Origin of the sequence: Niastella soli (assembly GCF_017742245.1) — a bacterium.
GTDB classification, from domain to species: domain Bacteria; phylum Bacteroidota; class Bacteroidia; order Chitinophagales; family Chitinophagaceae; genus Niastella; species Niastella soli.
The window spans coordinates 437,906-451,792 of the sequence record NZ_JAGHKO010000014.1 but is presented as its reverse complement, the minus strand read 5'-3'; the positions used below and the strand labels follow the sequence as shown (position 1 = coordinate 451,792).

8 protein-coding genes are annotated in these 13,887 nt (G+C 46.3%); 7 read left to right on the top strand and 1 reads right to left on the bottom strand.

The features are described from left to right. Positions 1-31 precede the first annotated feature (31 nt). The 3 genes from J7I42_RS30730 to J7I42_RS30720 are packed head-to-tail and all read left to right on the top strand — an operon-like array spanning position 32 to position 5,808. The gene (locus J7I42_RS30730) at positions 32-2,599 is read left to right on the top strand and encodes a zinc-dependent metalloprotease (RefSeq protein ID WP_209143519.1); all 2,568 of its coding nucleotides are present in this window, start codon (positions 32-34) and stop codon (positions 2,597-2,599) included. Position 2,600: 1 nt separating this feature from the next. Next, on the top strand, positions 2,601-4,022 hold the full coding sequence (locus tag J7I42_RS30725; protein ID WP_209143517.1) for a TlpA family protein disulfide reductase: 1,422 nt from the start codon (positions 2,601-2,603) through the stop codon (positions 4,020-4,022). A 4-nt stretch (positions 4,023-4,026) separates the two neighbouring features. Further along, entirely contained in the window at positions 4,027-5,808 is a 1,782-nt protein-coding gene (locus tag J7I42_RS30720) for a TlpA family protein disulfide reductase (RefSeq protein WP_209143515.1), read from the top strand. Positions 5,809-5,895: 87 nt separating this feature from the next. Here J7I42_RS30720 and J7I42_RS30715 read toward each other — a convergent pair whose 3' ends face one another. Then, on the bottom strand, positions 5,896-6,147 hold the full coding sequence (locus J7I42_RS30715; protein ID WP_209143513.1) for a hypothetical protein: 252 nt from the start codon (positions 6,145-6,147) through the stop codon (positions 5,896-5,898). 214 nt (positions 6,148-6,361) lie between these two features. Between J7I42_RS30715 and J7I42_RS30710 the strand changes: the two genes are divergently transcribed. From J7I42_RS30710 to J7I42_RS30695, 4 genes are all read left to right on the top strand, one after another. Continuing rightward, positions 6,362-7,279: a family 2A encapsulin nanocompartment shell protein gene (locus J7I42_RS30710; protein ID WP_209143511.1), complete on the top strand. Its 918-nt coding sequence runs from the start codon at positions 6,362-6,364 to the stop codon at positions 7,277-7,279. Between the two features lie 5 nt (positions 7,280-7,284). Beyond that, positions 7,285-8,955, top strand: coding sequence for a family 2A encapsulin nanocompartment cargo protein cysteine desulfurase (locus J7I42_RS30705; protein WP_209143509.1), 1,671 nt, complete (start codon positions 7,285-7,287; stop codon positions 8,953-8,955). Between the two features lie 298 nt (positions 8,956-9,253). Next, the gene (locus tag J7I42_RS30700) at positions 9,254-12,433 is read left to right on the top strand and encodes a SusC/RagA family TonB-linked outer membrane protein (protein WP_209143507.1); all 3,180 of its coding nucleotides are present in this window, start codon (positions 9,254-9,256) and stop codon (positions 12,431-12,433) included. Positions 12,434-12,443: 10 nt separating this feature from the next. After that, positions 12,444-13,883, top strand: a complete 1,440-nt coding sequence (locus J7I42_RS30695; protein WP_209143505.1) for a SusD/RagB family nutrient-binding outer membrane lipoprotein — start codon at positions 12,444-12,446, stop codon at positions 13,881-13,883. Positions 13,884-13,887 lie beyond the last annotated feature (4 nt).

Sequence of the window (13,887 nt, the reverse complement as noted above, 5' to 3'; positions counted from 1 at the left end):
TTTATTTTTTGTAGTCACAAACACACAGCAAATGGCTCGATTTCTCATTATAATAATGGTTGTTTTTTTAGCCAATGGTGTTAAGGCGCAGTCGGGTAAACCTGCGCCTGCATCAAAGGCCTCTGCATCAAAGGCGTCTGCACCAAAGGCAGATACCGTGATTAAAGCGATCGTTGATCCATATAAAACGATCGTAACGGCAAAGACCATTACCAAAAAAGGATTATTCTACATCCATAATAACGACGATAAGTATTATTTCGAAATACCCGACTCACTACTGGGTCGTGAACTGCTGCTTACCACCTGGCTGGTAAAAGTACCGGGTGGCAGCCCGAAATTCGGCGGGGAAGTAATGAACACCAGGACCATCTCTTTCGACAAAGGTCCTAATAATAAAATAGCACTGAAAGTGGTGGCCACCGTTAATCAAAGCGATTCGGTTAACACGATAGCCACCGCTATCAGGAACGCCAATGTAGATCCCATTGCCATGCTTTTTGACGTAAAAGCCAAAGGGATGAACGGGCATTCTACGTTGATTGATGTAACTGATCTGTTGCAGAAAGAGAATTCATTTACCATCCCATCAATGGATGTAAAGAAAAACCTGTCATTGGGCGCTATGGCTGCCGACAGAAGCTTTGTGAAAAGCGTGGCCGCCTATCCCATTAACCTGGAAATAAAAATGACCCGTACGTATTCGGCCTCCGGCGGTGCGCCTTCAGGGATGATGGGCAAGCCGGCTGCTGCTGCTCCTCCACTGGAGGCAGCCAGATTAGGTGGCGCCGTAACGCTTGAAATGAGTACTTCGATTCTGCTCATGCCCTCAAAGCCCATGCAAGGCCGCCGCTTCGATGCCCGGGTAGGTTATTTTGCCGATGCTTATTATAATGATTATGCCGATGCGCAGCAAAAAGTAAACACCAAAATATTTATTGTACGCTATCGCCTGGAACCAAAACCGGAAGACCTGGAACGTTACAAACGCGGTGAACTGGTAGAACCCGCAGCACCGATCGTTTACTATGTAGACCCGGCAACGCCCAAACAATGGCGGCCCTACATCATCGCCGGTATCAATGACTGGAATGAAGCATTTAAGGCTGCTGGTTTTAAAAATGCGATCATTGGAAGGGAGTGGCCCGAGCATGACACCACTATGAGCCTGGAGGATGCCCGTTATAAAGTGATCAGGTATTTCCCGTCAGAAGTAGCCAATGCCTATGGTCCCCATATCAGCGATCCGCGCAGTGGTGAAGTACTGCAAAGTTATGTAGGCTGGTATCACAACGTAATGAAGCTTTTGCACGACTGGTATATGATCCAGGCCGGCCCCAACGATCCCCGCGCCCGCAAAATGAAATTCAGCGATTCCCTGATGGGTACCCTGATCCGGTTTGTATCTTCACACGAGGTAGGGCATACGCTGGGCCTCCGCCATAACATGGGCAGCAGCAGTTTAACACCGGTTGAAAAACTGCGCGATAAAAAATGGGTGGAAGCCCATGGGCACACCAACTCTATTATGGACTATGCCCGCTTTAACTATGTGGCGCAACCGGAAGACAGTATTGGCGAAAACGGTATCATGCCCCGTATCAACGACTATGATAAATGGGCCATTAAATGGGGGTATACCTATGTAGGGACAGAAAATGATGAAGAAGACCGCAAGATCAATACAAAGTGGATCGTTGACAGCCTGAATGCCAACCCTCGTTTGTGGTTTGGCGGTGAAGGGCTTAATCACGATTCCCGCTGCCAAACGGAAGACCTGGGTAGTGACAATATGAAGGCAAATGCCTATGGTATCCGCAACCTGAAATATGTGATGAGCCATTTGGCCGAGTGGACAAAAGCAGACAATGACCTATACACCAACCAGCTTGATATCTACCGCGCCGTAGCCGGTCAGTATTTAAGATATACAATGCATGTGGCCAACAATGTGGCTGGTGTTTACGAAACCTGGAAAACTTATGAGCAATCAGGCGATGTGTACTCGCCGTTCCCGAAAGAAAAGCAAAAAGAAGCCATCGCTTTTTTGAACAGGGAAGTGTTTACAACACCAGAATGGATGCTCAATAACGACATTCTCAATAAAATAGGTAACCCAACAAGAATGGGTAGTGTAAGCACTATTCAGACAAGGATGTTGGATATAATTTTTTCCGACAGGGTGTTTGCTTCTTTGTTGCGGTCCGAACAACGCTTTGGTAAAAAGAATGTGTACACTATGGTGGAGATGCTGGGCGATGTGAAAAATGGCGTGTGGGGCGAACTGAAAACCCAAAAGCCAATTAGCATCTACCGGCGTAACCTGCAGAAAAATTATGTGAACAGTCTGTTCGAGAATATAAAGGAGGCTGAAGAAGGATCGCATATATTTTATCTGCTGATGGGCGCCAAAATGGAGGAAGAAATGCCGGTAACTACCGGTTCCGATGTCGGTTCTTATGTGGCCCTGCACCTGGAAAAATTGAAAGCGGAGATCAAAACAACACTTCCGCTGATAAAAGATAAAGACACAAAAGATCATTTGCAATATATAATAGAGCAAATAGAAACCGGATTGAAAAAACGCTTTAATAAATAATATGCGGCAATTATTTTCACCACGATTGACCATGGTACTTATTTGTACGTTATCGGTTTTATACACTAAAGCCATTGGTACACAAACCACCACCGTTACCTGCCAGTTGAATAAAAAGATAGGCAGTGCAGTATTCCTGTACCGCGTGAATAATGGGGAAGCGGTAAGTCTTGGGTTTAAATGGCTCAATGATAAAAACGCCTGCACGTTTACTTTTGACGCAGAAAAAGAAGGGATCTATTACCTGCGCAGAGCAGGCGCCCATTCCTCTTTTTTTAACTATTGCATGTACCTGACGCCTGGTGATGTTAAAACCGTTCAGGTATACATTTCTGATAAAAGTATTGATTTTGACAGTTGCCAGATCGTAAACCCCAAAAAAGAGACGGGCTACCTGCAACAATGGACAAACCTGCTCAATAATATTTGCAAGCTGGGTACCTTCCGGACAAAAAGAGAGGAGTTTTTCCCGGCGTTTGATGCCTTTGTACGTAAGGCGGAATCCCTTAAAAAGGAATGTGCTGCTACCAATGCCACTTTTTGCAAGATCTTTAATGCAAAAATTGATGCCGATATACAATTCGTAAAAGCCGGCGCTTTCTTTTATTTCACTGAAAGAATGAATGGCGATCGCGATACCGATGCAAAGCACCAATCCTTTTATAGCTCCCTGTTAAACGATAAACTGAGCAATGCGGGTTATCTGGCTTCCGAACACGGAATGCAGATCGTGAACTATGTTTTAGGCTACCGGAAATCAATGCAATCAGCAGATCCTCTTCAATGGTGGGCTGTTCCTTTTGCAGAAAAAATGAACCAGATCGGTAACGAGATGCTCAAAGCCACCTATGTTGCCAATTACCTCAAATCCGTAACGAGCTATGAACAGTTCAAAACGGATATTGAACCCTATCAGGAGCTGATGAACAAAACGGGTTACGATGATGAATACGAAATAAAGCTTGATGAGGTGACCGTTTTTGCAAAAGGAGCAGATGGATACAATTTTTCCCTGCCCAATACCCGCAATAAACTGGTTTCTTTGGTGAGCTTAAAAGGTAAAGTGGTGGTGATAGACATGTGGGCCATGTGGTGCGCATCCTGTTTGCAGGAAAAGCCCTTTTATGAAAAACTGGCTGAAGAATACAAGGACCGTAATGATATTGTTTTCGTGGGTGTGTCTGTTGATGGTGAAGGTAAGAAAGCGCCCTGGAAAGATTTTGTTGCCCGCAAAGGGTATAAAACCATGGAATTGTTGGCAGAGCCCTCAGGCGGTCTGATGAGTTATTATAAAATTGCCGGCATTCCACGTTATCTGGTGTTCGACAAAGATGGAAAAATTGTTACAGTGGATGCGCCAAGGCCATCTACCTCCGGTTTGAAAAAACTGATTGACCAAACCCTTTCGAATACAGCAAAGTAAAAACATGGCATTCATTTATAAGATACTTACTGGGTTTGTACTGATTTTCGGAACAGCTCAATCAATAGTTGCACAGACCGGGTATGCAACCATCAACGGCCTTTTTACCGAAAAGGCAACCGCAGAGATCACCATTGTAGAAAAGAATGCGGACAAAACGGTTGTGCTGGCGCAATCTTTTAAAGATCAGGCGCAGGATTTTTTTACGATTCGTTTCCCGGTTGTAGAAGAGCGGGAGTATATGATGAAAGTGTTATTGTATAAGCAGGGTGGGCGTAGAATGGAGTTGGAAAACGCATTGGCTTACCCGGTAAAACCCGTAGCCGGCGGCGTGCAAGCCTATTCTATAAAACCATCGGTGCTTGACCAGTCGGCCATGACCGGTGTGTCCGTGATAAAAAACACCAAACCGTTTTCTACCTTCACCCTCACTGGTGGGTTCAGACGTACCAGGATCTTTGGTCCGTTAACATTGAGTAAAGTGGAAAATGGACAGTTGCAGCCTGTGCAAACGGTGACCCTGGATGCAAACAAGCCAGTCTTCCATTTCCGCGTGCCCACCATCGCTGAGGGTTTTTATTATATTGGTAATCTGGGGTGGCGCAAACGCATCTATGCCAAACCTGGTGATTCCCTACAACTGATCATCGAAGGTGATAATCATGAATTACAATGGGAAAATGTTTCAAAGGAAAATGACCTGTTGGCGCAATGGCACGGGCTGATAGAACCGATTACCAATTGGGGCTATGAGCGTGCTATAATAAATGCGAAAATTTTGAACGTTGATTCTTTTACAAATAGCTACAAACAATTACAAGCCACCATTTCGAACTTCAGGGCGCTGACTAAAACGACAAATCCTGTTTTCAGTGGACTGTTGAAAACGGCCATGTCGGTAGATAACCAGTACGCCGCCCTCAGATTACTTTTTTATGCACCGTTAAAAAATGCAAAAGGATATCCTGGCACGCCTAAAGAGTTTCGTGATGTTCCTGCTTACTATAAAGATGCGTTGTTGCGCAATGCAGTTACTTCCAGCCGGATCATGCAACTGGGGGAGGGGCGGGATTATCTCGATCTGCTCACTAAATTCAGTTTGATCACCGTTGATGAAAGTAAAAGGGAACGGCTGACAACCGCAGAACGTTTGCAGGTGATGTTAAAGGCCATCCCCAACGATACCCTGCGCGCCATTTTTCTGAACGATCAATTAAAGAACACCGAAGTAAATAACCTTAGTGAATTCAAGGCCGCATTTGGGTCTCTGGAAAAATATGCCACTACACCAGAAGTAAAGAAGCGATACAAAGAGGTATATGGTAACTTTATAGGCGATACAGCCTTTATCGGCAAATCGGCCTGGAACTTTGCCCTGCCTGATACAGCCGGCAAAATGGTTTCCATGAAGGATTTTAAAGGAAAGGTGGTGCTCATAGACGTATGGGCCACCTGGTGCGGTCCCTGTAAGGCGGAATTCCCTTACCTGAGAGAAGTGGAAGAAGAATATAAGAATAATGAAAATATGGTCTTTGTAGGCATCTCAACCGATAAGATCGAGAAAAAAGACAGTTGGTTAGCACTTATTCAAAAAGAAAAGCTCGGCGGCGTGCAATTGCTCGATGATGTTGGAAAAGGCTTTGCCCGTAAATATGGAATTGCTGCCATTCCCCGTTTTATGCTGATCGATAAACAAGGCCGCTGGATCGAGATCCGCTGCCCGCGCCCAAGTGCTAAGGACAACCTGAAGAAATACCTTGATGAGGCGCTGGCGGGTAAGCCTTAATAATGTAGCTCATGTGTTTTGTATTAGATAAGTTGGTCCCCCGGTTTACCGGGGGATTTTTTTATGCCTGTTACCCCAGCAAATAGATCAGGCTGATGTATTTGTAAGGTCTGCCAATGAAGTGTCAAAGGCCTCCGCAACATTAAGCAACCTGTTTATGACCAGCCCATTGGTGTTAGGGTTAGACAATTCATGTAATAACTCCACATAGAAACTGCTTATCGCATACAAATAATACCTGTTTCCTGATTCAACCCTGTCCGCCACAAAATCTCCATATTGGCTGATCGCCTTTATTTGTTCCTTAATATTCAGCTGTTCAAATTCAATACGCGTCATATGGTAATATTAAATGGTTACTTCTACAATAGTACGGATAATTTATAAGTACACAAAAATGGTGGACTAATTAAAATGTATTATCTTAGAGAGCAGCCAGGAAATACTCAGCACATAATAATCTACTAGTTAGATAGGAAATAGTTTGCATAAATGTTATTTCTCATTTATACCCTCATCATCCATCTATTATTACTTCATAAAATCATTGTTTATGGTTGAAGCAACAAAAAAACAGACCGCCCTTGGCGACGTAGCGGCGCGGCAACTGGCCATTGCCACCCGTACGGTACCACAAATGATCACCATTACGCCACGCTGGCTAACCCATCTGCTCAGCTGGATCCCGGTTGAGTCGGGCATTTACCGCCTTAATAAGGTAAAGGACGCCAGCAGCGTACAGGTGGATTGTTCGGCCCGCGATGAACGGGAGCTGCCCCAAACCTATGTTGACTATATTGATGATCCCCGGGAGTATATGCTAAGCGCGGTAAACACTGTATTGGATGTACATACGCGGGTATCTGACCTCTACAGCAAACCGTATAACCAGATCGGCGAGCAGTTACGACTGATCATTGAAACTATTAAGGAGCGGCAGGAGAGTGAACTGATCAACAACCCCGAATACGGCTTGTTACACAGCATTGCCCCGCAGCAGCGTATACGCACCCGTACCGGTGCTCCCACACCTGATGACCTGGATGAACTGATCTCCAGGGTCTGGAAACAACCCGGGTTCTTTTTATTGCATCCCATTGCCATTGCCGCCTTTGGCCGGGAATGTACCCGTCGCGGTGTACCGCCACCCACGGTTTCGTTATTTGGCTCCCAGTTCCTTACCTGGCGGGGAATTCCACTGATCCCTTCCGATAAGATCGCTATAGAAGATGGGAAGACAAAGATCTTACTGATCCGCACGGGCGAAAGCCGTCAGGGTGTGGTAGGATTGTATCAACCCAATTTGCCCGGTGAACAATCGCCCGGTTTATCGGTCCGCTTTATGGGTATCAATCACCAGGCCATTGCTTCGTACCTCGTTTCCCTATATTGTTCATTGGCGGTGCTGGTAGACGATGCCGTGGCAGTGCTCGATGATGTTGAAATAGGCAGGTATCATCAATACAACTAATGATTATGAGCTCAAACCATCAACATGTAAATGGAAACGGGTTGCCCGATGTAAATATCTTGGCCCAATTGGCGAACCAGTATTTTAAAAGCGCTCCTAATGGCCAGGCCTCAATTCCCACATATCGCTTGGAACCACCCGCGCATTCTAATGGCACTGTACCGCAATCAGTAGCCGGAAGTGGTATTTCTCCATCGGCATTGGAACAGGGCGCCGCCTTTAATATTAAGGACCCGCAAACCAGTTTGCCCGATCCGCATTTTGTAACCGGACAGGTCCCGAAATCAGTGGCCGGTAGCGGTATTTCTCCCGCGGTAAAAAATGCAGAAGAAGTCCCTTCTTTTGAACAAGAACTACAGCAAATAATAAAACAGATTTCCATTCCCTTTCCTGTTTCACAATTGCCTGACTTTTCCGCGCCTTCTTTTTATTTCCTGTCGGGTCAACTATCATCGGGTAATGCACAACCGCCTTTCGATCTCAATACAATAAAAGCTGATTTTCCCATCTTGAAGCAGCAGGTGAACGGACGGCCGCTCATCTGGCTCGACAATGCCGCCACTACACAAAAACCAAAACAGGTTATAGAACGCATCAGTCAATTTTACGAAACGGAAAATTCGAATATTCACCGCGCGGCCCATGAACTGGCGGCCAGGGCTACCGATGCCTATGAAGGAGCCCGCAAAAAAGTACAGGGTTTTCTGGGTGCGGCTTCTCCCAACGAAATTGTTTTTGTGCGGGGGGCCACCGAAGCCATTAATCTGGTTGCCCAAAGCTGGGGCGAGCAGTTTTTAAAAGCCGGTGATGAAATTATTGTCAGCCACCTGGAACACCATGCCAATATAGTGCCCTGGCAACAACTGGCGGCCAAAAAAGGACTGGTGCTGCGCGTGATCCCTGTCGACGAGGATGGCCAGGTTATCATAGAAGAATACGCAAAACTGTTGAACCCAAAGACAAAACTGGTTTCCTTTACCCAGGTATCCAATGCCCTGGGAACGGTTACACCGGCAGCAGAAATAACCGCCATGGCACGTACGACCGGGGCAAAAGTATTAATTGACGGCGCGCAGGCGGTTTCACATAAACGGGTAAATGTACAGGAACTGAATTGCGACTGGTATGTATTTTCAGGACATAAAGTGTTTGGTCCCACCGGTATTGGCGTGTTGTATGGTAAAGAAGCGTTGCTGAATGACATGCAACCCTGGCAGGGTGGGGGTAATATGATCAGGGATGTGACCTTTGAACATACCGCTTATCAGCCGGCACCCGCCCGTTTCGAAGCTGGCACCGGAAATATTGCAGATGCGGTTGGTCTTGGCGCTGCGCTTGACTATGTTTCTAAAATAGGGTTGGAGTTGATTGAATTGTATGAACATAATTTATTGCATTATGCCACCGGTTTATTAAAACAGGTAAAAGGATTGCGCCTGATTGGCACCGCTGCTGATAAAGCCGGCGTACTGTCGTTTGTGCTGGAAGGTTTCAAAACCGAAGAGGTAGGCGCGTACCTGAATAAGCAGGGGATTGCCGTGCGATCCGGTCACCATTGCGCGCAACCCATCCTGCGCCGTTTTGGAGTGGAAAGCACCGTGCGGCCCTCCCTGGCCCTTTACAACACCTGCGCCGATATTGATGCACTGGTGCAGGCATTACATCAGATCCGGTAACTGGCTGTTTGTTTTCTATAGAGGCTTGCAGGAATTTGCAGGCCTTTTTTTATGGTCTATATATTAGCCTACTAAAAGAGTAGAATAATTTTGACAATACTTTTACGCTTTTTATATTTGTGCCGTCGTATTACTCTAGTTACTCTGTAGGGTTAATAGGATGCCTCCCGGCGATATTGAATTTTTCCCATTTAATGAATGCTTGTTTGGGCTTTTGCCTGCCGCGCTTATTGTAGAGGGCAGGGCACTCCGACTCGTCGGAGCGCCATTGGTTTCAACTAACTTATAAATATATATAATGATAAGGATCGTTACGCGAATTGTATTTGTCTTACTGGTGATTTTACCCGCGTTGGTAAAAGCCCAAACCAAAACAGTGACTGGCCTTGTGAAGGCAAAAACAACTGGTGCGCCGCTCGCAGGAGTTACCATCCTGGGCGCCACTATTAAAAATACCAGCGTTTCTGATGGCGGTGGAAACTTTTCCATTACGGTTGCCCCGAACGCTGTATTGACCATTTCCCATATTGGCTATGAGACCCAACAGGTGCTGATTGACACGGCTACCAATCAACTGGTGATTGAATTAACACCATCCGATAAATCGCTGGACGCCGTGGTGGTAACAGCCCTGGGTGTTTCGAAGCAGCGGAAATCGCTGGGATACGCAACCCAGCAATTGAAATCAGCCGACGTCGCGGAAGCCAAAGAATCGAACCTGGTGAATGCCTTTGCCGGTAAAGTGGCGGGGGTGCGGGTTACCAATACCCAGGGCGATATGGGTTCTTCCCGGATCATTATTCGGGGGGAAACATCTATCAATGGGCCAAATGAACCTTTATTTGTAGTAGATGATATACCCGTAGATAACTCCCAACTCGGCGCCGGCGGGTCAAGAGATTACCGCAATGCCATTGCCGATATCAATGCAGAAGATATAGAGTCTATCAGTGTTTTAAAAGGACCCAACGCGGCCGCCCTGTATGGCTCAAGAGCGGCGCATGGCGTTATCATGATAAAAACAAAATCCGGTAAAAAGAAACAGGGATTGGGTGTAACTATCAACTCCAATACTACTTTGTCAACTCTGTTGATATTGCCTGAGTATCAGAATGTGTTCGGACAAGGTGCCGAAGGTAAATTCAGCTGGGTGGATGGAAAGAGTGGCGTAAATGATTATGTGGATGAAAGCTGGGGGCCTAAAATGGACGGGCAACTGATCACCCAATTTTTCTCCAACGGTACACCGGCGCCTTTTGTAGCGCATCCCAATAACGTACGGGATTTTTTCAGAACGGGTGTATTACTTAATAATAGCGTAGCCCTGGAAGGCGCTGGTGAAAGTTATAATTACCGCATTGGTTTCGGTAATGAAAAACAATCCGGTATTGTGCCCAACAGTGAGGCCCGTAAAAACAATGTGAGCTTTAATGCCCAGTTTACGGTCAACCCAAAAGTAAAGATCGGGGTAAATGCCAACTACATCGTCGACAATGCCCCCAATTTACCCGGCGTTGGCGGTAAAAGATCAACCAGCACCATGCTGCAGTTTACCTGGTTTGGCCGGCAGGTTGATATGGAGCAATTGCGCAATTATAAAAACGCCAATGGCGAATCGTTTAACTGGAACAACAGTTATTACAGCAACCCTTTTTGGGTAGCGTATGAAAATACCGTAAGCCAACGGCGTAACCGGTTTATCGGCGGGGTAAAACTCGATTATGCCATTATTGATGGATTGAACTTTAGTTTCAAAACAGGAAGTGATTATTACACCGACCGTCGCAAACTAAAGATCGCGTATGGCACCAATGGTACGCCTTATGGCTCTTATGAAGAAGATGCGTTTACCGTAAATGAGAACAATACAGAGGCAACCCTTCGTTACAATAAAAACATAAATGCCGATTTCAGTCTTGATGTAATGGCTGGCGGTAACCTGCGCTCCAAGACTTTTGAAGAGAACGACCAGCAGGCGCCCAAACTGGCAGTGGCGAATGTATATACACTCGCCAACTCCAGAGACCCGTTGGTGTCATCAAATGTATATTCCAAATTAAGAACGATCAGTGCATTTGCTTCGGCGCAGGTAGGTTTTAGAAATTACGCCTTCGTGAATCTTACGGCGCGTAACGACCGTTCTTCTACCTTGCCGGTACAGAACATGTCCTATTATTACCCTTCTGTAAATGCAAGTTTTGTGTTGACGGAAGCTTTTCATATCCAAAACCGCGTGCTGAATTTTGCCCGCATCCGTGGCGGCTGGTCAACGGTGGGTGCTGATGCACAGCCTTATCAACTGATAAATACGTACAATTTTAATGCACCGTTTAATGGCAATCCGCAGTTAACCACTACGGGCACTGATCAGAATCCTGACCTGCAGTCAGAAAGCACCAACTCTACTGAGCTGGGTTTTGAAGCCGGTTTTTGGAATAACCGGGTACGACTGGATGTGAGTTTGTATAATACCAATAGTATTGATCAGATCTTAAATGTAGATGTAAGCGCTACCACCGGCTATACCAAAAAGCTGATGAATGCCGGCAAGATCAATAATAAGGGTATTGAAGTACAGTTGGGTGTTACCCCTGTTAAAACCAGATTGTTCCAGTGGGATGTAGATGTGAATTATGGTGCCAACAGAAGCAAGGTATTAAAGCTGGATGATGAAGGCCTGTTGCAAAACTTTGTAATGGGTTCTTATCGCAGCGTACAGGTGATCGCTGGCGTTGGTAAAGCCTATGGCACCCTGTACGGGAATGCCTATCTGCGCGATGCCGCTGGTAATATCGTTGTTAATGCCGGTGGCCTTCCTCAGGCTGATCCTAATAAGAAAGTACTGGGAAAATATACGCCCAACTGGATTGGCGGCGTAACCAACAGTTTTTCCTATAACAATTTCCATTTCTCCTTCCTGGTTGATGCAAGCATCGGTGGATCATTATTCGCTGGCACCAATTCAACCGGCAGTTATACCGGTGTGCTGGCTATGACCCTGCCCGGCCGCGATGCGGAACATGGTGGTTTATATTATTACTATCCTGGAAACAAAAAGGAAAATGGTACCGTGGCCCTGCCTAAAGGCGGCAATGCGCCAGGTGGTGAAGCGGTATATGATGACGGGATGATCTGGAAAGGGGTGACCACTGCAGGTAATGCCAATACGACCATTATTCCCGCTTCCCAGTATTACAAAGCGCCCCGGAGTATAGAAGAACAATTCGTTTACAGTGCCGATTATGTAAAGCTGCGCGAAGTAAAACTGGGGTATACCATCCCGGCCAGGTTTATCAGAAAGATCAAGGGTGTGAGTGCTACGGTATCGCTGGTGGGCCGCAACCTTTGGATCATACACAAGAATGTTCCCAATATTGATCCCGAAACAGCCTTTACCAATGGAAATGCGCAGGGCCTGGAAGACCTGGGCAACCCCACTGTAAGAAGCTATGGCCTGAACCTTAACCTCAAATTTTAAAAGCAGCACAATGATCAGAACAATAAATAAGATAGTTATAGCCGGGATAGTGATGATGGCGGTGTCTTGCAAAAAAGACCTGGCGGAGATAAATAAGAATCCCAATGCTACCGAAAACCCGCAGCCGGATTACCTGCTTACCGCTTCACAGAAAATTAGTGCCGATCTGTATTGGGGCGCTGATAATAATTTCAATTCCACCCTGTTGATCATACAACACTGGGCGAAAATTCAGTATACAGAACCCGACCGGTATATTTTTTCCAATAGCAGCTTTACCTCGCTTTGGAATACGGCCTATGCGCAAAGCATCACCAACCTCAATACCATCATTCAACTGCCCGATGAAAGGGCCAATGTAAATTACAAGAACGTAGCGGTGATCCTGCGGTCATGGGTGTTTAGTTTGCTCACCGATGCCTATGGCGATATTCCGTACAAACAGGCTGGTGATATCAAAAACAATTTAACGCCTGCATACGACACCCAGAAGGATGTGTATTTCGGATTATTGGAGGAGTTGAAAAATGCTTCCGCTGGGTTAACTACAACAGGGAATGCCATCCTGGGCGATGTGATCTATGGCGGAAAGATCGATCGCTGGAAAAAATTTGCCAACGCCTTGCGGTTACGCATAGCCCTGCGTATTGCTGACCGGGAGCCGGAAAAGGCAAAACAAACTATTACAGAAGTGCTAAGCGATGCCGGTGGATTGATCAGTGCCAATACCGAAACCGCGCAGTTTGTTTACACCACATCACCCCAGCAAAACCCGGTAAGCGCCTGGTTCGATACCCGCGATGAATTTCGCATTGGCAAAACCCTGCTGGATAAATTGACTGCCGTAAACGATCCCCGCATCCCCGTGTTTGCCAACAAACCCACTGATGCCTCAGTTACAACATATGTGGGCGTGCCAAGCGGGTTAACCAACAGCGACGCCAATAACCTCGGGCTGGCTAAGACCTCCCGGCCCGGTTCTTATTTCTTTGACCCAAAATCGCCGGCCGTGATCATCAGTTATGCAGAAGTGTTATTCGACCGCGCAGAGGCCGCTGCCAGAGGCTTTACAACGGAAGATGCCTCTGCCCTGTATAAAGCAGCCATTACCGCTTCGCTTAACCAATATGGTATTAACGATGTCAATACTGTTAATACTTATCTGGGGCAGTCGGGTGTACAATATGATGCCGTCAATTATAAAAAATCGATCGGTGAACAAAAATGGATCGCTTTATACGGTCAGGGTCTGGAAGCCTTTGCCGAATGGCGCCGCCTCGATTATCCGCAGCTGACGCCCGCTGCAGCCGGCGTGCTGGATAAAAAGATCCCCGTACGGTTGATCTACCCAGGTTCAGAACAAGGGCTCAATGGCACCAACTATAAAACAGCGGTAGCCAACCAGGGCGCAGATAATCTTTTGACGAAGTTGTGGTTCGATAAGAATTAAACTA